This window comes from Saccharopolyspora sp. NPDC000995 (assembly GCF_053599315.1).
Window position 1 is genome coordinate 1 of the sequence record NZ_JBSFLZ010000062.1, and the last position, 19,112, is coordinate 19,112.

Consider the following 19,112-nt stretch of genomic DNA (forward strand, 5'->3'; position numbering starts at 1 on the left):
CCGATGGCAAAGACCACCCCCACGCCGTGCGCATCCTCGCCCGAGCCTGGGTCCGCGTCATGTGGCGCTGCTGGCAGAACGGCACGCCCTACGACGCGATCCTGCACGGCGGCGCCCAACAGACCACGAACACGCCGGTCGCTGCCTGATTTCGATCTTAAGGTTGACACAGGGGGTGGGGGTGTCATAGGGGGACCTCCTGGTTTTTCCGGTTCGCGATGAGCTGCTCCGTGGCACGCAGCGTGAGCGCGGTGATCGTGGCAGTTGGATTGACCGCAGCCGATGTGACAAACGCGCTGCCATCGATGACGTAGAGGTTCGGCACGTCGTGCGCGCGATGCCACTCGTTGATCACCGATTGGGCGGGGTCGAGGCCCATCCGGGCCGTTCCCATGATGTGCCAGCCGCAGTCCCGTATGAGGGGTGTGATGTGGACCTCGGTCGCACCGGCGGCTTCGTGCGCATCGCGGGCTCGTGCGAGGTTGAAATCCATCAGCCGCCGCGTGTTCTCCGACGTCCGATAGATGATCTTTGGCGATGGGATGCCGTCGGAGTCGGTCTGTTCGGAGTCGAGGACGACCCGGTTTTCCATGTCCGGCAAGTCCTCTGCCGTAACCCCCCACTCGAACGACCGGCCGAGGGTCCTGCGGATCCGGTGGTGGAAGTTCTCGCCCCAGACCTCCTCGACCGGACTGTCGCTGTAACCGGCGCGCAGCCCCAGGGGACCGCCGCTGGGCATGACCTGCCACTTACCTCCGCGCGCAAAGCCACGACTGGCATCAGTTTCGTAGAACTCGAAGGTCTGGATCGCGTGCCCGGCAGGACCGAGCCAGCTTTCCAGCGGCTCGTCGTAGACACCCGTCGCCGCAGCATAGGGGTGCATCATCAGGCGACGGCCGACAAGACCGGAAGAATTCGCGAGCCCGTCAGGGTGAGCTCGCGACGTCGAGAGGAGCAACAGGCGCGCGGTGCCGATGCCGTTGGCAGCCATGACGACCACATCGGCGGCCTGATGCCTCTCTACGCCGTCCCGATCGATATAGACCGCCCCGGTCGCGAGGCCCTTCGCATTGGTCGTGACCTCCCTGACCCTCGCGCCGGTGACCAGGCGCGCGCCCGCATCGATGGCGTCAGGCCAGTGCGTGACATCCACAGAGCCCTTCGCACCTTCCGGACAGCCTGTCAGACATGTCCCCCGGCGGACGCAGGCATTCATGTGGCGATATTTCCTCGCCGAAATCGCGTTGGGCGCGGGCCACCAGTGCCAACCCAACTTGTCCAGGCCTTCCGCCGCCTTCCGGCCGATCTTGTTGATCGGCATGGGCGGATTGGGATAGGGCGCCTCGTCGGGATACGCGGGATCGCCCGCGAGACCCGAGACGCCCATGTCGATCTCGGTCCGTCCATAGAAGGGAGCAAGGTCTTCGTAGCTGATCGGCCAGTCGTCGCCCACTCCGTCACGGGTTCGGGTCTGGAAGTCCGACGGCAGCATTCTCACCCAGTGTGCTGCGTACAAGATCGTGCTCCCGCCGACGCCGTTGAACATCAGCGGGTTGACATCGGATTCGCTGGTGTCGATCGGGTAGTCCGAGGCCCGAGCCCGCGTGTTTGGGTTGGGATGCCAGTCCTTCTGTGCCTTGAGCTCCCACTCCGGGCGGGCTCCCGCGAACTCGGTCGGCCGGGTCCAGTCGCCTTGCTCCAGGCACACCACCGAGAAGCCCGCCTTCGACAGCTCGACTGCGGCGAAAGCACCGGAGGCGCCGGCTCCCACGATCAGGACGTCGGCCTTCTCTTCTCTGAGATCGTCACGGCCGTTCATGCGCGCCTTCCTTCCATAGTCTTGCCGGTTCGGAGGTGCCGCTGGCAGGGCGTCGGTCGAGAACTGAACTGCTTTCCGTTCGGCCACGATGTGCAGGACATGGTGCCGCACCAGTTCCAGGTGTGCGGGGTGGTCGAGGTAGCCATCGATCTCATCTGCGGATCCGAGTTCAGCCACGACGCCGAAATCGAAGTTGCCGTCGCGAGCCCCGAGGTCCCGCCCGTAGCGGTACGCGAACCTGTGGCGGCTGGACCGCCGAGGCCACCTCGATAGCCTCGCCCGCACCACCGATCGCGTGGGAGAGCACCTGCATGAGGACGAGCACGGCTAGCGACGCGTTCAGTACGTTGAAGCCGGTCAGGACCGTGAACAGCGTGTAGCCGATCACGATCGGAAGGTGCCGATATTTTCTCCGCCAGCCGTGTCCGCCCTTGTCGGCCCACACCATCACCGGAACGCAGATGGCCGCCGTCGATAGCGTGATGAGCGTAGTCATAAGGAGTCATAAGGCCCGCCGACGTAGGCGTCAGATTGAACTCGGTGGTGATCGCGGGAAGCACCATGTAGATCATCTGCCGCGAAATCGAGTCAAGCCTGTAAATCAGCCACAAGAGCACCAGGGAAATCGCGGAAGTAGTGAGCCCGCGGCGAATAATCGCCCGGGCGCCCTGCTGCGGGAGCGCAGTTTTCATCGACATCGATGTTGTCCTCACAGTGAATGTACGCAGGGCGAATTGCCCGGGCGCGGTGGCCCCCAGGAATGCGCGGGAAACCGGCCCTCAAGGGGATATTTTCGGCTCCCATCACGCCGTGCCGACGTGTGGCACGACCGAACGACGTCAGCAGGGTGACATTATCCGGCGAGAAGACGCTTGGGCGCCTCCGATGTCATGGACCGGAGCTCGTCCGGGGTGAAGCCCTCCTCGAGCATGCCTTCGATGAACAGGCGGAACGCCTCGGCGGGATGCGGGTTGACCTTCTGGCCGCCGTCGGTGGCCAGGTGACATGACTCCATTCCCACCTTGATTCCCACCTTGCGGAACAGTTCGGCGATGTGCCCCATGGTCTGCGGCGGCACGATTACCTTCGTGACGAACGCGTGTATTGACCACGCCACTGCGGTTGGCGCCGCGGAGCCGCCAGTCGTGATCGAGTGCACCGCAGCGAAGCCACGCGAGTCGTCTCCCTAGTACTCCAGCTGTAGATCGTGATGTTCACGGTTCTTGGAGTGATTGTCGCTGGTAGTGGCCTTGTTGGGCGCGGTATTGGTGTTGTCGTCGCCAGTAGCAACGGCGTAGGACGTGCCGGATGTATGTCGGCGAGTGGGGTGAGCACGAGCGCGTTGTAGAGATGGCGGATTTCGTTGAGTGTCAAGGGAATTATTCCCGCGCCCGGTGGCCCTCGCGATCCGCTAACCCATTCGCACCCCGAGGCCGGATGCCCGACCGACCCGTACCCGACAGGCACTCTCAGCCGGGGACGCACCGGGGTGCCTCGTAGCCAAGGTCATCCGCGACTAGTCTTCCGTCAGTGACTCCGGACCGGGACAGGGGCGCTCGGGACGACTCTGCAAGCCTGGTTGCCATTTTGTCCGGCTAAATGGCATATAGTTGACGACAAACCGTCCTCAAGTCTTCACTCTCGGGGGTAGTGAGAATGCCGACCAACGAGCCGAACTACCAGGTGCTCTCGCGAAACCTCCGCATGCAGATCCGCCAGGGCGAGTTCTCCGATGGTCATCGCCTGCCCACAGAAGCCGAGCTTTCGCAGCGTTATGGGCTGAGTCGGCAAACCGTGCGGCGCGCTTTTCAGGACCTCGTTTCCGAAGGCCTCGTCTACAGGATCCGGGGCAGGGGTACCTACGCGCGCTCCGGTGGCGACGGGTACGTCCGCCAGGTCGGCTCGGTGGACGACCTCATGGGGCTCTCCGAGGACACCGCCATGGAGGTCGTCCGGCCGCTGACGCGGAAGGTCGATCCGATCAACGCGGGACGGCTTCGCCTGGCTGCGGATGTCGTCTACGAGATGCAATTCGTCCGGATCCACGATGGAGTACGGTTCTGCACCACGACGGTGGCGCTGCCGCCTAGCGTGGCCAAACTCCTGGATTCGGTCGAGGAACCGCACAAGGTCGGTTCGGTGAGCACCATCACGATCATCGGGCTACTCGAAAGCCGGCTACCGTTCGCAGTCAAGGAGGCCCAGCAGAGCATCACGGTTGACCGTTTCTCGGAAACGGACGCGAAGAGTCTGTCCACTGAGGTTGGTAGCCCAAGTCTGCGGGTCGACCGGCTATATTTCGGCACCGACGGTGACCCGGTCGAACTGGCGATCAGCCATTTCGTACCTGAGCATTACTCGTATCGCATCAGCCTCCGGCGGAACGCCTGACAGCTTGCTCCGGTGATTGGACGGCACCGCCACATCGGGTCGGGATGTGGCGGTGCGATGGCGTGTACCGCTCAGCGCTTTCCGCGAATCGCGGCCAACACCTCGCCATAGGCGCGCGAATCAACCCGTACATCCACGATTGACGGGCCGTGCTGACCGAGGGCCCGCGCCAAGGCCGTGTCGAGTTCATCGGCGGAATCGGCGGAGAAGCCCTTGCCTTCGATAACGGCCGCCTGTGCCGGCATCTGTCTCCTCCTGAAGAAGCCGAGGCGCTAATGGTCGCCCTCGCCGGTCAGTTCTCGTCGCCTCGCCGCAGCAGCCACGCCGAGCGCCGCGTACAAACCACACGCGATGTCCCAGGCAGGCAGCACGTGGGTTCACCGGATCGGCTAGCCCAGCCGGAGCGGTCACCATCGGAAACCCGACTTCCGCATTGACGGTGTAATCCACCGCGGGCAACGCCAGCGACGGCGACGGATCGTCGTCGGACTCGACGATGCCGTAGCACCGCAAGACAAGATCCAAGCGCGCGAGCACGTCCGCGAATGGTTTCGGGACGGACACGAAGCGTTCGTTCGGATCAACGGCACGAGGTCAGAGTGGTAACTGTCCACAACAGACAAATGGTCGATCGGCCTGTTTTGCAGCGAGCGCAGGCTATCGCAGACAGGGCAACGAAGACGAAAGGCTAGACGGATGGCAGACCTCACGGCCGCGGTTGCCGGCTGGAAGCCGGAGCCGCCGTAGACCATCGACCGGGTTGCGACGTGGCCAGTCGCAACGTTCCGCTCTACTGGACCTACCTGGAACGGTAGCCCCGGGCTGCGAGCCGATTCCACCACTGTGACATTGGTTGTCTTTCCGGGACGCCCGAAAACTTTCCCACCCGGCGCTGACGGGCACCCAGCGCCCGGACACTTTTGCCGCCCATCCGAACCGTCGTCGCATGTTCGCCGGAGGGCTCCTCCCCGTGCGCCAGCCGATATTAACCGGAAATGAAATCACCCGCCGGTCTGAGCAAGTCGACACGCGAGTGAAGCAAGGCCGTAGCGCAGAAACGGCCAGGAGCCTGTTAGCGGTAGACGGACAGCGATGCCGGGCAATGTTGTCTATCAGCGTGACCCTTGGTGCGCACGTGACCTGCAAGAGCGCGTTGCCGCTTCTATGCTGGGTTTGTGGCTGCACCGAGGGCGGTGACCGGTTCGGTCGGCAACTTGCCGGCTGAGCTGACGAGTTTTGTCGGCCGGCGGGTGGAGCGAGCGGAGATCAGGCGGTTGCTGTCGAGGGCGCGACTGGTGACACTGACCGGTTTCGGTGGGGTTGGCAAAACACGGCTGGCCTTGCGCGTGGCGACAGAATTACGCCGGGCATTCCCCGACGGGGTGTGGTTTGCCGACCTTTCGACGCTCAGTGATCCCGTTCTCGTCCCCGAGACGGTCGCCAGCGCATTGAAGCTGCACCCGCAGTCGCCACGCGGGGCCATCGGCGTTCTGACGGAGTTCCTTGCGCCGCGTCACGCGCTACTGGTGTTGGACAACTGCGAGCACCTGCTGGATCCGTGCGTTGAACTGGCAGGCTCTGTGCTGCAGTCCGCCCCGAACCTGCGCATCCTCGCGACGAGCCGACAGTCGTTGAACATCACCGGAGAGCAGATCCTTCCGGTGATGCCGCTGCCGGTCCCAGACGAGCTGCAATCTCTCGACGCGCAGATAGAGGATTCATCGATCAACTTGTTTCTCGACCGTGCCATGGCCGTGGTGCCTGGCTTCCGGGTAACCGACGAGAACATGGGCAAGGTGCTCGCGCTCTGCCGGCAACTCGAGGGCGTACCGCTTGCCCTGGAGCTCGCCGCCGTCCAGCTACGCGGAATGTCTCTCACTGAGGTTTTGGAGCAGCTGTCCGGTCGCTTCCCACCACTTATGGGAAATCGGGTAGCCGCGGACCGACAACACAGTTTACGGGAGTGCATCGAGTGGAGTTACGAGCTGTGCACACCGGCAGAACGAGACCTTTGGGCGCAGGCGGCGGTCTTCGCTGGCGGTTTCGAACTCGACGCCATCGAATCTATCGCCACGGCTACCGCCCGCGAGCCCGAGCTCACCAGCGTCCTTTTTTCGCTTGTGGATAAGTCCATCCTCATCCGCGAGGAGCATGACGGCAAGACGCGCTATCGCATGCTGGAGATCATTCGCCAGTACGGGCAGCAGCGGTTGCGCGATTCCGGACAATGGATAACCACGCGTCGTCGCCACCGCGACTTCTATGCCGACTTTGTTGACCAGGCGCAGTCAGGGTGGGGCGATGTAAGCGAGAGCGACTGGTTCACTCGACTGCGCCGTGAACATGCCAACCTGCAAGCGGCGTTGGAGTTCTGCGCGACCGAGCCTGGCGAGGCAGTTGTCGGTCTGCGCATTGCGGCTGGCTTGCGTCACCACTGGATGACACGAGGGCTGGTCCGTGAAGGACGCCATTGGATCACACGTCTCCGCACGCAAACGCCAACGGGCACCCACGCCACAATCCTAGCCATCAACACCGCTGTGTGGCTGTCCACCTTGCAAGGCGACCTCACCATTGCGGCCTCGTTACTAGATGACGGTCGTGCACTGGCCCGCCAGTTCGGTGAGACGGCTGAGGCGTTCATCCGCCAGGCCTCCGGTTTCCGGGCTTTGTTCGCCGATGAGCTGTCCCACGCAGCCAGCGATTTCGAAAAGGCACTGGCAGCTTTCGAGACCGCAGGAAATTCCAGAGAACAGGTCTACACACTGTTTCTGCTTGCGCTTGTGCATACCTTTGCCGGCGATGTCGAACGTGCGCCGACCCGCTATCACGAATGCTTAGCGCTCGATCCCCCGGATGAAATCCTGATCCGTGCCAAGTGTCTGAGCTGGTTAGCCGTCCTGCACACAGGGGACATCCACGGGGACCTCAAGATGGAACAGGAAAGCCTGCGGCTGAAACATTCGATCGACGACCACTTTGGCATAGCCATCTCGATCGATGCCATGGCATGGATCACGTCCTGGAACGATCCGCGCCGCGCTGCTGCCCTGCTTGGCGCCGCCGTCACACGCTTTAATGAGATGGGCATCCCCATCAACTCGCTACCCGGTCTGTTCACCCGCCACCAGGAGTGCGAGACACGCCTGCGACAGACATTGGCCGATACCTTCGCGGCTGCCTACACCCAGGGCGCAAGCCTGCGGCGTGATACGGCGATTCAATTCGCCTTGGCGGAAGAGCCCCAGGCACAGCCTGCACCCGACTCGGCCCGATCATCTTTCGATCTTCTCACACCCCGCGAGTCGGAGGTAGCCACGTTGGTCTCCCAGGGTCTGTCCAATAAGGACATCGCGAAGATGCTCGTTATCTCTCAACGCACGGCGGAATCCCATGTCCAGCACATCCTTGCCAAGCTCAGCTTCGCCTCCCGTGCCCAGATCGCGACCTGGATCACGCAACGGCGCAGGAAATAGCCGTGAGAGCTCCAGACATGTCAGGCCGCGGCGGGTAATCAACGCCTCGCTGACGGTCCTTTACGGCATGTGCCCGTCCCGTCCCTGCGGCTGACGGCCCTGCAGGCGTCGCCGGAGCGCCGATTCTGGGCGCAATTTTCCGGTGCGCCGTTCCCCGACACGCCGAAGGTTGTGGACAACTTCCGCGATTTCAAGGGAAATCGGGCCTCTGAGTTAAGCCTTGTCGCGGGGCATCGCGTATTGGACGCCGCATCAATCAGCCCACGGGTCCCGTCGAGACAAGCCGTGCTCCACATCCAGCACCATCAGGGCCGAACGGGCCTCCAGGGCCGCCGTCGGGTCGCGCAGGTCCAGCCCGGTCAGCGTCTCGATCCGGCGCAGCCGCTGGCTGATCGTGTTGGGGTGCAGGATGAGCGCTTGCGCGGTCGCCTGTCGGTCCAGCCGGTGGGCCAAGTGCGCGCGCAAGGTCGCCACCAGCGAGGTGCCGTGCTGTTCGTCATGCCGGACCAACGGGCCGAGGGTGCGGTCGGCGTAGCCCCGCAAAGGCGCCGGGTCGTCGAGTTGGAGCAGCAGTCCGGCCACGCCGAGCCCATCCAGGGTGACGACGCCGCCGATGCGCTCGTCGCGTTCGGCGACGGTGAGTGCGCCTCGGGCGGTGCGGCAGGCCTCGGCGAACTGGTGGTCGGTGGGTTCGGAGACCGCGACCGTCGCCGAGGTGACACCGACGGTTGCACAGAGTGCTCGACGCAGCGCTTCGGCGGCATCCGGGCCGACTGCTGGCCCGGATGCCGAGACCGGCCACAGCGCCACGATGACGTCTCGGTGCTGGGCCACCAGGGGACGTGGATTGATGGTGGACGCCAGCCGGTTTGCCTCCTCGGTGGCGCGCCGGCGGGCCTGGTCCGCGCTGGTTTGGCCGGTGGTGTTGATCTGCGCGACCAGTGCGAAGTGCGAACGCGCCAGGTCGTGGCCGAGTAGCCGGGCCCGGTGGCTCAGCGCGCTCGCACGCGGATCGGCGCCGCCGAGAAGCTCGGCCAGCAGTTCCCCGCGCAGGTTCTGCTCGACTTCCAGTGCGGTGCGCCGGCGTAGCAGCTCCAGCGACAGCACCACCGAGGCGTGCTCCAGCGCGCGCCGATCCACAGTGGATAGATGACCTGCGTAGGCGGGCAGCCACACCCTGGCCGGGACCTCGCCGGATAGCACGACATCGGCGACGACGTGGCCGTCTTGCTCACGGACCAGCTCGGTTCCCGGTAGTGGGGCAACCGTTGGCCAGCCGGCGACCGGCGGCTCGGTCGCCGGACCGGCCGCAGCCAGTACCTCGCCGCGCGCGTCCTGCAGCAGCACCGCGGTGCGGAGCAGGTCGTGCAGGGCTGCGGCGATTCCGGGCATACCCCCGGAGCGGACCGCCACCCGCAACAGCCGCTCGTGGATCTGCTCCGAGCGAGTCACCAGCTCGTGCTGCTCGCGCAAGTCCTCGACCAGCCGCGCCGAGGTAATCGCGATCGCGGCGTGCTCGGCCAGCAGTTGCAGGCGGCTGGTCTCCTCGGCGTCGAACTCGTGCACCTCCGAGCGGTAGCTGTTCAGGGTACCGATCACGCCGGAGGCGGTAACAAGCGGAACCGACAGCATCGAACGGTAGTCCTGGTCGTGCGCGACACCGCCCCAGATGAATCCCGGCTCGCGGGAGATGTCGCTGACCGCGGCGGGACGGCCTGAGCGGTAGGCACGACTGGACGGCGCGCCAGTGCGGGCGTCGGTTTCGAGCCGGACCGGCTGATCGGAGTTGATCCGGGCCACATAGGTTGCCGACAGCCCGCTCGACCCGGCGATCACCAGATTGCGTTCCTCGGCGTCGGGTACTAGCACGCCGCAGAAGTCCAGCCCGAGTAGCTGGCGAGCGGTTGAGGCGACGAGGTCGAGGACGTCACTCAGCCCACGGCCAGAGTTCACCGCCGAGGTCAATGTGCCGATCGCAGTCAACCAGGCGCGCAGCTCATGCTCATCCTCCATGAGAATGAGTGTCTCATAAGACATTTATTCTGTCTATTTATGTTCCCATTGACATAGCGATCGGCTGCCAGTGTGAGCAAGACTCCCAAGACACCCCTCCGCCGGATCGCTAAAGAAAGGGCCGGAATGTCGACGACGACTGCTTCGTCCCCTGCCCACCCGCAGCCCTTCAGGGGCTTCGACCGCCCGGTGATCGACCCCGCCACCGGGGCCGTCATCCGGATCGTCACCGACAGCTCCCTCCTCGATGTCGACGCGGCGGTGTCCCGCGCCCGTGCGGCGTTTCTTGACGGCCCGTGGCCCGCGCTCACCCGCACTGAGCGCGGCCGGCTGTTGCTGCGTGCGGCGGACGTCGTCGAGGAAGCCGCCGAGGATCTCTACAGGATCGAGACCCGCAACAACGGACGCCCGGTCACCGAGACCCGCGCGCAACTGTCGCGGGTGCCGGAGTGGTTTCGCTACAACGCCGGCCTGCTCGCCGCCCAACGGGATGCGGTGCTGCCCTCGGACGGCCCGTACCTGACTTACCAGCGCCGGGCCCCGCTCGGCGTCTGCGGGATCATCACCCCGTTCAACCACCCGCTGCTGATCCTGGCCCGCAGCTTGTCCGCGGCGCTGGCCACCGGCAACACCGTCGTGGTGAAGCCGTCTGAGACCACCCCGCTGTCCACTCTGGCGATGGTCGAGCTGCTGGCGAAGGCCGGGATCCCGGACGGTGTGGTGAACGTGGTGACCGGAGGCCGGGAGGTCGGTGAGCGGCTGACCGGGCACCTGGACATCGCCAAGATCACGCTGACCGGCGGGACCGAAGCCGGGCGGGCGGCCGCTGTCGCCACGGCGCACCGGTTCGCCAGGGTGACCGCCGAGCTCGGCGGCAAGACCCCGATCATCGTGTTCGACGACATCGATCCCGACGTCGCCGCCGAGGGCGCCGCTTTCGCCGCTTTCGTCGCGGCCGGGCAGTCCTGCGTGGCCGGGTCCCGGTTCCTGGTGCAGCGTGCGAGTTACAACCAGTTCGTTGCGGCTCTGGCCCGTCGGGCCGATGCGATCCGGATCGGTGATCCGTCGGACCCAGCCACCCAGATCGGTCCGATGGTCAGCGCGGTGCAGCGGGACAAGGTGCTTGACCTGATCGACGCCGGACGCGCCGAGGGTGCCCGGGTCGCTGCCGGTGGCGGTGTCCCGCAGTTGCCCGCACCGCTGGACGGAGGGTTCTTCGTCCGCCCCACCGTGCTCACCGGCGCCACGATGGACATGCGGGTGGCCCGCGAGGAGATATTCGGCCCGGTCGCCGTCGTCATCCCGTTCGACGACGAGGCCGATGCGATCGCCAAGGCCAACGACAACCGGTTCGGACTCGGCTCGGGCGTCTGGACTCGCGATCTGGCCCGCGGGCATCGGGTGGCCGACCGGATCCAGGCCGGGATGGTCTGGATCAACGACCACCACCGGCTCGAACCGTCGCTGCCCTGGGGCGGCATCAAGGAGTCCGGCACCGGCCGCGACGCCGGCACCGAGTCGTTCGACGACTTCACCTGGCTCAAGACCGTCGTCGCGCGTACCGCTGGTGACGACGTCGACTGGTACGGCTCCGACGTCCCGGCCCGCCTCAACTGATCTCTCGAAACACCTTCGACCTCCGGCAAGGGAGCCGTACATGTCGAATTCCGCCAAACTCGCGCCGGGGACCTGGCGCACCGTCATCACCGGCACTCAATGGCTGGTGCTGGCCGGCACCACGATGGGCTGGGCATTGGACGGGTTCGCGGGCAGCCTGTACGCGCTGATCCTCGGCCCGGCGATGACCGAGTTGCTGCCGCACAGCGGCATCGTGCCCGGCACCGGCACCATCGGGCTCTACGGCGGCCTGACCGTCGCGCTGTTCCTGTTCGGCTGGGGTACCGGCGGCATCCTGTTCGGGATCATCGCCGACTACTTCGGCCGGGTCCGGGTGCTGTCCGCCGGGATCGTGACGTATGCGGTTTTCACCGCGCTAGCCGCCTTCGCCGACACCTGGTGGCAGCTGGGCGTGCTGCGGTTCGTCGCCGGGCTCGGCTCCGGGGTGGAGGCGCCGGTCGGCGCCGCCCTGGTCGCCGAGGTGTGGCGCAACCGCTACCGAGCACGCGCCTGCGGCGTGATGATGTCCGGCTACGCGATGGGCTTCTTCATCGCCGCGCTGTCCTACGCGATCCTCGGTGGTTACGGCTGGCGGTTGATGATGGGCATCGCCGTCCTGCCGGCACTGCTGGTGTACTTCATCCGCAAACACGTCCCGGAGCCCCCGGAGATCCGCGGCATGATCGCCGCCCGCCGCGCCCGCCGGGCCAGCGGAGAGTGCACCGAGCAGGACCGGTTCGTACTGGTCCGGCTGCTCACCCCGCCGCTGCTGCGCCCCACTCTGGTCGGCACCGCACTGGCCACCGGCTCGCTGGTCGCGTTCTGGAGCGTCTCGACCTGGTACCCGCAGGTGATCCGGCAGGCCGCCGCGGCGGCCGCGCTGTCCCCGGATGTGGCGAACTCCCGCGTCGCGATCGCCTCGATGCTGTTCAACGCCGGTGGCGTGTTCGGCTACGCCACCTGGGGCTTCCTCGCCGACAAGATCGGCCGCCGCGGGGCGTTTCTCACCAGCTTCGCGATCTCCGCCGTCAGCGTCGGATTCCTCTTCCCGTTCGAACCCGGATGGGAAACGTTCCTGCTGGTCGTGCCGGTGGCCGGGTTCGGCCTCTACGGCGCGCTGTCCGGGATCTTGGTCTACGGCCCGGAGCTGTTCCCACCGTCGGTCCGGGCCACCGGCATAGCGCTCTACAACGGCATCGGCCGCTACTTCACCGCAGCCGGCCCGCTGATCGCCGGAGTGATCGCCGCCTCCTGGTTCGGCGGCGACCTCGGCTTGGCCACCACGTGTGTGGTCGCGGTCGGCCTGCTCGGCGCGCTCGGGCTGCTGTTCGCTCCCGAGACCCGTGGCATGCCCCTACCGTCCAACCCGGCCCCCGTACCGGACCCTGTGCCGGGCACCGCGGCCCGTTCCGAGGAGAGTCTTTGATGTCCCTCTACACCCATGCCCGCGCTGCCGTGATCGGCGGCTCCATCGGCGGGCTCACCACCGCGCTGCTACTGCGCGACCTCGGTTTCGAGGTCGACGTATTCGAGCGCACCCCGACCCCCCTGGACGGCCGTGGCGGCGGCATCGTGTTGCAACCCGACACCGTTCGCTGGTTCGCCGAACGCAGCGACCAGAACCCCGCGACGCTGTCCACCTTCACCGAGTACGTCCAGTATCTGGGGCCTGGCAACGAGATCGTGCACCGCGACCGGCGCCGCTGGACCTACACCTCCTGGGGCACCTTCTACCGCGCGCTGCTGGCCGATTTCGGCACCGACCACTACCACCTCGGCGAGTTCGCCTGCGGCGTCTCCCAGGACGCCGACAGCGCGACCGTGAGGTTCGTCAGCGGCCGGCAGGCGCAGGCCGAGCTAGTGGTGTTCGCCGACGGGATCACCTCGATCGGCCGCCGGCTGCTCGACCCCTCCTCCGAGATGGAGTACTCCGGCTACGTCGGCTGGCGGGGCACCGTGCCCGAGCACCAGTTGCCCGCCGAGGTCCGCTCGTTGCTGGGCAACGCGATCTCCTACAGCGTCGTCCCGCACTCGCACATCACGCTCTATCCGATCCCCGGCGAGACCGGGACCGGGCCGCGGGACCGGCTGATGAACTACGTCTGGTACCGCAACGTCCCGGTCGGCTGCGCGCTGGACGAAATGCTGATTGACAAACGCGGCTTCACCGGCACCGTGTCGCTGCACCCGGGCCAGGTCCAGGACCGCTACGTCGACGAGATGCGCGCGACAGCAGCGCAGCTGCTGGCTCCGGCCGCGGCCGAGGTCGTCACCGCCACCGAGCAGCCCTACATCCAAGTTGTCTCCGACGTCCGGTCGGCGAAGATGGCCGACGGCCGGATCGCCCTGCTCGGCGACGCCGCGTCGGCCGCCCGCCCGCACGCTGCGGCTGGCACCGCGAAGGCCGCCGCCGATGCCTGGGCACTGGCCGACGCGCTGACCGATTCCGACGGCGACATCGCCGCCGCGCTGCGCAAGTGGGAACCCGCCCAGCTCGAACTCGGCTCACACCTGCAGGAGCGGGTGAAGGAGATGGGCGAGCGCTCCCAGTTCCACAACACCTGGAACCCCGGCGACCCGAGCCTGCGGTTCGGCCTCTACGGCCCCGGCCGCTGAGCTCCCCGTCATCCGAATACCGCCCCTGGAAGGACCCTGAAAATGACCGATACCGGATTCCTGTCCGACCTGCCGCTGGCCGGCGAGCTGATCGGCACCGACTTCGAGGGCTGGAGCCCTGAGCTGCGCGCCGAGTTCGAGACGCACTCCTACGACGGCGAGGTCGGTTCGCGGCTGCTCAGTGCGAACGACCGCGTGCGGGTCTGGGAGATCCGCCTCGCGCCCGGCGAGCGCTGGCACGCCCACCGGCACGTGCTGGACTACTTCTGGACCGCCGTCAACGCTGGACACAGCCGCCAGCACACCAGCGACGGCACTACCCGCGAGGTCTCCTACGACGCGGGGGAGACCAAGCACTTCACCTTCGCACCGGACCAGTACCTGCTGCACGACATTGAGAACATCGGCGACACCGACCTGGTATTCACCACCGTCGAGCACCTGGACAGCGCTAACGCCCCACTCCCGCTGGACCGGCGATGACACCCACGCCGAACGCGGGTCCGGTCGACGTGCACGCCCACTGGTTGCCTGCGAACCTGTTCGGGCTGCCGCCGGGCGCGCCGTACGGGCCGCTGCGGGACAGGGACGGGCAGCTCTATCTGGGCGAGATACCACTGTCGGTCGCCACCGAAGCGATGAGTGCCGTCCCAGCGATCCGGGCCGACATGGCCGAGGCCGGGATCGCGGTGCGGGTGCTCTCGGCGCCACCGTTCGCGTTCCCGGTAGGCGGTTCGGCCCTGGACTACGTCGACGCGTTCAACGAGGCGCTCGGCGTGGTCGTCGCGGACTCCGGCGGCGCGCTGGTGGGGCTCGGCCTGGTCCCGCTGGACGACGACGCAGCGGCCACCGCCCGGCTGGAACGGCTGGCGTCGACGCCCGGGATCGCCGGGGTGGCGATCCCGCCGCTGTCGGGTGACGAGTCACTGGACCGCGGAACGCTTCGGCACGTGCTCACCAACTGCGCCCGGCTCGGGCTCTCGGTGCTGGTGCACCCGATGCAACTGCCCCGGCCCGAGTGGCGCGACCACTACCTGGCCAATCTGATCGGCAACCCGGTGGAGACGGCGACCGCGGTGGCGGCGCTGCTGCTCGGCGGGGTGCATGACGCGCTGCCGGGGCTGCGGATCTGTTTCGTGCACGGCGGCGGTTGCACCCCGGGCCTGCTGGGCCGCTGGGACCACGGTTGGCGCACCCGGCCCGACGTCCGCCGCAACTCGACCCGCCCGCCCGGCGAGGCGGTGCGGGACCTGTGGTTCGACACCGTCACCCACGACCCGGCGATGCTCAACTTGCTCACCGAGCGGGTCGGGAAGCAGGCGGTCGTCTGCGGCAGTGACCACCCGTTCGACATGGCCCAGCGGGACCCGCTCGGATTCGCCACCGCCGGCGGGCTGGACACCGCGACGCTGACCGCGAACGCCCATGCCTTCCTGGGGGTGACGCCATGACCGCGCTGTTCAGCCCGCTGCGGCTGCGCGATCTGGATCTGCCGAACCGGGCCTGGCTCTCGCCGATGTGCCAGTACAGCGCTGGCGCCGACGGTGTCCCCACCGACTGGCATCTGGTGCACCTCGGCGCCCGGATCACCGGTGGGTTCGGGCTGGTGCTGACCGAGTCGACGGCCGTCTCACCGCAGGCCCGGATCAGCCTGGCCGACGTCGGGCTGTGGTCGGACGAGCAGGTCGCAGCCTGGCAGCGGATCACCGGCTTCGCCCACGCCCACGGCACCGCGATCGGGGTGCAGCTCGGGCATGCCGGGCGCAAGGCCTCGACCCGCCTGCCCGGCCAGGGCCGGGGTTCGGTACCGCCGGAGGAGGGTGGCTGGACCGCACTCGCCCCGTCCGCGTCGGCCTACCGCGGCTATGCGACACCGGCTGCGGCGTCGCCCGCCGACCTGGAGCGGATCGTCGCGGACTTCGCCGCAGCCACCGAGCGGGCGGTGCACGGCGGTTTCGACGTCGTCGAGATCCACGCCGGGCACGGTTACTTGCTGCACCAGTTCCTCTCACCGCGGGCCAACCACCGCACCGACGCCTACGGTGGCTCGTTCGAAAACCGGATTCGCCTGCTGCTGCAGGTGGTCGACGCGGTCCGCGCGGCCTGGCCGGACGACCGGCCACTGCTTTTGCGGATCTCGGCCACCGACTGGGTGAACGGCGGCTGGACCCCGGAGGAAACCGTCGAACTCGCCCCCCGGCTGGCCGAACGTGGGGTCGATCTGCTCGACGTCACCACCGGCGGGCTGGACCCGGATCAGCAGATCCCGGTTGGACCCGGCTACCAAGTGCCGTTCGCACACCGGGTGCGCTCCGCAGTACCCGGGCTGCGGGTCTCCGCAGTCGGGCTGATCACCGACCCGGAGCAGGCCGAGACGGTCCTCAGTGACGGTGCCGCCGACGCCGTCCTACTCGCCCGGGAGGCGCTGCGCGACTCGTCCTGGCCATTACGGGCCATGGCCCGGCTGGACCCGCGCAGGCTGACCGAGACCTATCCCTGGCAATACGGCCGGGCCGTCCCGAATCCGTCCACAGTGGCCTCCTGACGAGCCTCACCCGGCAACACTGCTACAAGCACCACCCGTGGTCACACCACAAGCGGTGCTATGGCTTACGACTCCGAGGGGCGGCCTTCGAAGCGGACGCTCGGCGTGCCCATCACGCGCCAGACACACCGCTGGAAACCCCGGCATGACGGCGGTCCTGCCGACAACGTCACCAGCACCGGCCAGCCTCCTCCCTGACTCCCCCGCCTTCGTCCCTGCCCGGGTCACTCCGGACGGGACAGATAGGAACGTCCATTGATCAGCCTCGACCACATCGCCATCTGGTCGGACAACCTCTACCGGACCACCATCGGCCTGAGCCGGGCGACGGGGCTCGGCAGCGCCGACGGCGGCTACTTCCCAGGCCTTGGCCTAGGGCAGAAGCTGCTGTCGCTGGGCGATTACGTCTACATCGAGGTCGAGAGCATCGTCGACCACCGGATGATCACCGAACGGGCCCCAATGGCGCTGGAACTGGAACGCCAGAGCGCGAATGGGGACTGCTTCGCCGGACTGTGCCTGCGCAGCGACAACCTCGACGAGATAGCCGAGTTCGCCCGGCACCGTGGAATCGCGCCATCCGAGAACATCGCCGGCGGAAAGGTCCGGATGGTGCCCGCGCAGGGCAGCGCCCCGTCGGTGCACGCGCCGGACTTCTGGAATTCCTGGCGGCTGGGCAAGCCCAACATCTACTACGTACCCGACCTGGCGAACCACTCCAGCCTGCTCCCGCCCCAGCCAGGCACCGGTGACGTTCGGGGCACCGGAGTCATTTCCATCGAGATCGGCGGCACCGAGCCCGACCTGCGGGCCTGGCTCGGCGACGTCGTCAAACCAGCGGAACTGGGAATCGAGATCGTTTACAACGGCGGCCCTGACGGGCTCTACGCGGTCACCTTCGACTCCACCGCCGGTCCCCGAACCATCCGGCTGAACCCGATCACGCTCTGATCCCCGACACAGCACGCACCACAGGAGCTGACAGATGCCCACCGCCGTTCCCCATGCCCCCGCAGCGCAGACGCCACGGAAAGCACGCCGCGCAGCCGTCTCTGGATTCTTCGGAAGCGCGCTGGAGTACTACGACTTCCTCATCTACGGGTCGGCCGCCGCCCTGGTCTTCAACAAGATCTTCTTCCCAGGCGCCGGGGCGACCGGCCTCCTGCTGTCGATCGCCTCGTTCGGCGTCGCCTACGTGGCCCGGCCGTTCGGTGCCGTGCTGTGGGGCCACCTGGGAGACAAGCTGGGACGCCGGTGGGCCCTGGTTCTCACGATCGGGTTGATGGGTGTCGCCACATTCGCGATCGGATTGCTGCCCTCCTATAACACCATCGGCGCCGCGGCCCCGATCCTGCTTGTTCTGCTTCGACTCCTGCAGGGCCTGTCTGCGGGCGGGGAGTCGCCGGGGTCGAGCTCGTTGACCGTGGAACACGCCCCCGACAACCGGCGGGCGTTCTACACCAGCTTCTCCATGAGCGGGATGCAACTCGGGATCGCGCTGGGCAGCCTCGCCTTCCTGCCGATCGCGGCATTACCAGAGGAGCAATTGCTGAGCTGGGGCTGGCGGCTGCCGTTCCTGCTCAGCGGAATCTTGACGCTCGTCGCCTACTTGCTCCGGCGCAAACTCGAGGAACCGGTGGTGTTCACCGAAATGCAGCACCGCGACGAGCACGCCTCGCTGCCGATCGCGACGCTGCTGCGCGAGCACTGGGCAACCACCCTACGAGTGGCGCTGTGCAGCGGGATCAACGTCGTTGGAACGATCTTCAACATCTTCGCGCTCGCCTACGCGACTGGGGCCGCAGGCCTCTCCCGGCCGGTGATGTTGACCGTGGTGGCGCTGGGCAACCTGGGAGCGGCGGCGATGGCCCCGGTTGTCGGCCGGCTTTCGGACCACATCGGTCGCAAGCCGGTGTTCGTACTCGGCGCACTCGGCTCCAGCCTGTCCCTGTTTGTGTTGTTCAGCGCGATCGACGCCGGAAACATCACGCTCGTGTTCATCGCAGGACTCACGGGGATGAGTGTCTTCTACATCATGCCCGTCTCGGTCGGTGCCGCGTACTACCCGGAGCAGTTCCCGGCGCGGGTTCGCTACACAGGGATGGCCGTCGGACTGATGCTCGGCCTGCTCGGGGCCGGATTCGCGCCGACGCTGGCCCAGGCGATCAGCGCTGGAGCGAGCAGCTGGCAGCCGTCGGTGTGGATCTGCGTCGGAATCGCAGTGCTGGCCTCAATCGCAGCTCTGACCGGACCGGAGACCCACCGGATAACAACGGCCCGGCTCGGCCGGCGATAAAGCCGTCGAGGACGGTGTCGAGGTTTAGGGGGCTGGTCGACAGCCCCGCCGAAGCCAGGCACGAGCACGGTCCTGCGCCACCCGCACCCCACAGGCGGCGCAGGACCGCACTGTCAGAGGTCGTCCAGGTTCAGCTGGCCCACACGGTCGCCCGTGAACGCGCCGAGGTAGATGTAGCCGTCCTGCGAGTTGTTTACATCGCAGGACCGCGGAGGACGGCGTCGCGGTCTCGAACTCACGCAATTTGCCAGTCGCCGGGTTGTACTGGCGCACCTTGTTGCCAGCGAAGGCCAGGTGTCCTCGGTGAAGTGCACGTTGCCGTCGCTGCCGATCCGGGTG

Annotated in this window: 15 protein-coding genes and 1 pseudogene; 10 read left to right on the forward strand and 6 right to left on the reverse strand. The window is 66.9% G+C overall.

Features of this window, described 5'->3' with window-relative positions; translation table 11 throughout:
• Positions 1 to 184: 184 nt before the first annotated feature.
• From ACWDKQ_RS20285 to ACWDKQ_RS20300, 4 genes and pseudogenes are all read right to left on the reverse strand, one after another.
• On the reverse strand, positions 185 to 1,996 hold the full coding sequence (locus ACWDKQ_RS20285; RefSeq protein WP_450140299.1) for a GMC oxidoreductase: 1,812 nt from the start codon (positions 1,994 to 1,996) through the stop codon (positions 185 to 187).
• Positions 1,989 to 2,315, reverse strand: a complete 327-nt coding sequence (locus ACWDKQ_RS20290) for a hypothetical protein (RefSeq protein WP_450140300.1) — start codon at positions 2,313 to 2,315, stop codon at positions 1,989 to 1,991. The genes ACWDKQ_RS20285 and ACWDKQ_RS20290 overlap by 8 nt, the downstream gene beginning before the upstream one ends.
• 357 nt (positions 2,316 to 2,672) lie before the next feature.
• A complete protein-coding gene (locus tag ACWDKQ_RS20295; RefSeq protein WP_450140301.1) occupies positions 2,673 to 2,897 on the reverse strand; it encodes a hypothetical protein in 225 nt (74 codons plus the stop codon).
• A gap of 136 nt (positions 2,898 to 3,033) precedes the next feature.
• Positions 3,034 to 3,208, reverse strand: a pseudogene (locus ACWDKQ_RS20300) (IS701 family transposase); the annotation flags it as partial.
• Between the two features lie 267 nt (positions 3,209 to 3,475).
• Here ACWDKQ_RS20300 and ACWDKQ_RS20305 point away from each other — a divergent pair.
• On the forward strand, positions 3,476 to 4,210 hold the full coding sequence (locus tag ACWDKQ_RS20305) for a GntR family transcriptional regulator (RefSeq protein ID WP_450140302.1): 735 nt from the start codon (positions 3,476 to 3,478) through the stop codon (positions 4,208 to 4,210).
• 71 nt (positions 4,211 to 4,281) lie between these two features.
• Here the strand turns inward: ACWDKQ_RS20305 and ACWDKQ_RS20310 are convergent, their stop codons facing one another.
• Complete coding sequence (locus tag ACWDKQ_RS20310) at positions 4,282 to 4,455, reverse strand: hypothetical protein (RefSeq protein WP_450140303.1); 174 nt, start codon at positions 4,453 to 4,455, stop codon at positions 4,282 to 4,284.
• A gap of 948 nt (positions 4,456 to 5,403) precedes the next feature.
• Here ACWDKQ_RS20310 and ACWDKQ_RS20315 point away from each other — a divergent pair.
• Entirely contained in the window at positions 5,404 to 7,686 is a 2,283-nt protein-coding gene (locus tag ACWDKQ_RS20315) for an ATP-binding protein (protein WP_450140304.1), read from the forward strand.
• A 252-nt stretch (positions 7,687 to 7,938) separates the two neighbouring features.
• Here ACWDKQ_RS20315 and ACWDKQ_RS20320 read toward each other — a convergent pair whose 3' ends face one another.
• The gene (locus tag ACWDKQ_RS20320; RefSeq protein ID WP_450140305.1) at positions 7,939 to 9,699 is read right to left on the reverse strand and encodes a helix-turn-helix domain-containing protein; all 1,761 of its coding nucleotides are present in this window, start codon (positions 9,697 to 9,699) and stop codon (positions 7,939 to 7,941) included.
• Between the two features lie 126 nt (positions 9,700 to 9,825).
• On the opposite strand from ACWDKQ_RS20320, the gene ACWDKQ_RS20325 reads away from it, so the two are divergent.
• From ACWDKQ_RS20325 to ACWDKQ_RS20360, 8 genes are all read left to right on the forward strand, one after another.
• Positions 9,826 to 11,316: an aldehyde dehydrogenase gene (locus ACWDKQ_RS20325; protein ID WP_450140306.1), complete on the forward strand. Its 1,491-nt coding sequence runs from the start codon at positions 9,826 to 9,828 to the stop codon at positions 11,314 to 11,316.
• 40 nt (positions 11,317 to 11,356) lie between these two features.
• Positions 11,357 to 12,742: an MFS transporter gene (locus tag ACWDKQ_RS20330; protein ID WP_450140307.1), complete on the forward strand. Its 1,386-nt coding sequence runs from the start codon at positions 11,357 to 11,359 to the stop codon at positions 12,740 to 12,742.
• Complete coding sequence (locus ACWDKQ_RS20335; RefSeq protein ID WP_450140308.1) at positions 12,742 to 13,932, forward strand: FAD binding domain-containing protein; 1,191 nt, start codon at positions 12,742 to 12,744, stop codon at positions 13,930 to 13,932. The genes ACWDKQ_RS20330 and ACWDKQ_RS20335 overlap by 1 nt, the downstream gene beginning before the upstream one ends.
• Positions 13,933 to 13,974: 42 nt before the next feature.
• Positions 13,975 to 14,415: a hypothetical protein gene (locus tag ACWDKQ_RS20340; RefSeq protein WP_450140309.1), complete on the forward strand. Its 441-nt coding sequence runs from the start codon at positions 13,975 to 13,977 to the stop codon at positions 14,413 to 14,415.
• A complete protein-coding gene (locus ACWDKQ_RS20345; RefSeq protein ID WP_450140310.1) occupies positions 14,412 to 15,383 on the forward strand; it encodes an amidohydrolase family protein in 972 nt (323 codons plus the stop codon). Before ACWDKQ_RS20340 ends, ACWDKQ_RS20345 begins: the two co-directional genes overlap by 4 nt.
• Positions 15,380 to 16,477 carry an NADH:flavin oxidoreductase/NADH oxidase gene (locus tag ACWDKQ_RS20350; RefSeq protein ID WP_450140311.1) on the forward strand — a complete coding sequence of 366 codons (1,098 nt, stop codon included), beginning with the start codon at positions 15,380 to 15,382 and terminating at the stop codon, positions 16,475 to 16,477. The genes ACWDKQ_RS20345 and ACWDKQ_RS20350 overlap by 4 nt, the downstream gene beginning before the upstream one ends.
• A 255-nt stretch (positions 16,478 to 16,732) precedes the next feature.
• The gene (locus ACWDKQ_RS20355; protein WP_450140312.1) at positions 16,733 to 17,428 is read left to right on the forward strand and encodes a VOC family protein; all 696 of its coding nucleotides are present in this window, start codon (positions 16,733 to 16,735) and stop codon (positions 17,426 to 17,428) included.
• Between the two features lie 34 nt (positions 17,429 to 17,462).
• A complete protein-coding gene (locus ACWDKQ_RS20360; protein WP_450140313.1) occupies positions 17,463 to 18,773 on the forward strand; it encodes an MFS transporter in 1,311 nt (436 codons plus the stop codon).
• The last annotated feature ends 339 nt before the right edge of the window (positions 18,774 to 19,112 follow it).

What these genes read in the sequence shown, in the direction of transcription:
- ACWDKQ_RS20335 (WP_450140308.1), top strand. Translation starts at nt 12,742, where the DNA reads ATGTCCCTCTACACCCATGCCCGCGCTGCCGTGATCGGCGGCTCCATC.
- ACWDKQ_RS20310 (WP_450140303.1), bottom strand. Translation starts at nt 4,455, where the DNA reads ATGCCGGCACAGGCGGCCGTTATCGAAGGCAAGGGCTTCTCCGCCGAT.
- ACWDKQ_RS20290 (WP_450140300.1), bottom strand. Translation starts at nt 2,315, where the DNA reads ATGACTACGCTCATCACGCTATCGACGGCGGCCATCTGCGTTCCGGTG.
- ACWDKQ_RS20320 (WP_450140305.1), bottom strand. Translation starts at nt 9,699, where the DNA reads ATGGAGGATGAGCATGAGCTGCGCGCCTGGTTGACTGCGATCGGCACA.
- ACWDKQ_RS20330 (WP_450140307.1), top strand. Translation starts at nt 11,357, where the DNA reads ATGTCGAATTCCGCCAAACTCGCGCCGGGGACCTGGCGCACCGTCATC.
- ACWDKQ_RS20360 (WP_450140313.1), top strand. Translation starts at nt 17,463, where the DNA reads ATGCCCACCGCCGTTCCCCATGCCCCCGCAGCGCAGACGCCACGGAAA.
- ACWDKQ_RS20345 (WP_450140310.1), top strand. Translation starts at nt 14,412, where the DNA reads ATGACACCCACGCCGAACGCGGGTCCGGTCGACGTGCACGCCCACTGG.
- ACWDKQ_RS20350 (WP_450140311.1), top strand. Translation starts at nt 15,380, where the DNA reads ATGACCGCGCTGTTCAGCCCGCTGCGGCTGCGCGATCTGGATCTGCCG.
- ACWDKQ_RS20305 (WP_450140302.1), top strand. Translation starts at nt 3,476, where the DNA reads ATGCCGACCAACGAGCCGAACTACCAGGTGCTCTCGCGAAACCTCCGC.
- ACWDKQ_RS20325 (WP_450140306.1), top strand. Translation starts at nt 9,826, where the DNA reads ATGTCGACGACGACTGCTTCGTCCCCTGCCCACCCGCAGCCCTTCAGG.
- ACWDKQ_RS20340 (WP_450140309.1), top strand. Translation starts at nt 13,975, where the DNA reads ATGACCGATACCGGATTCCTGTCCGACCTGCCGCTGGCCGGCGAGCTG.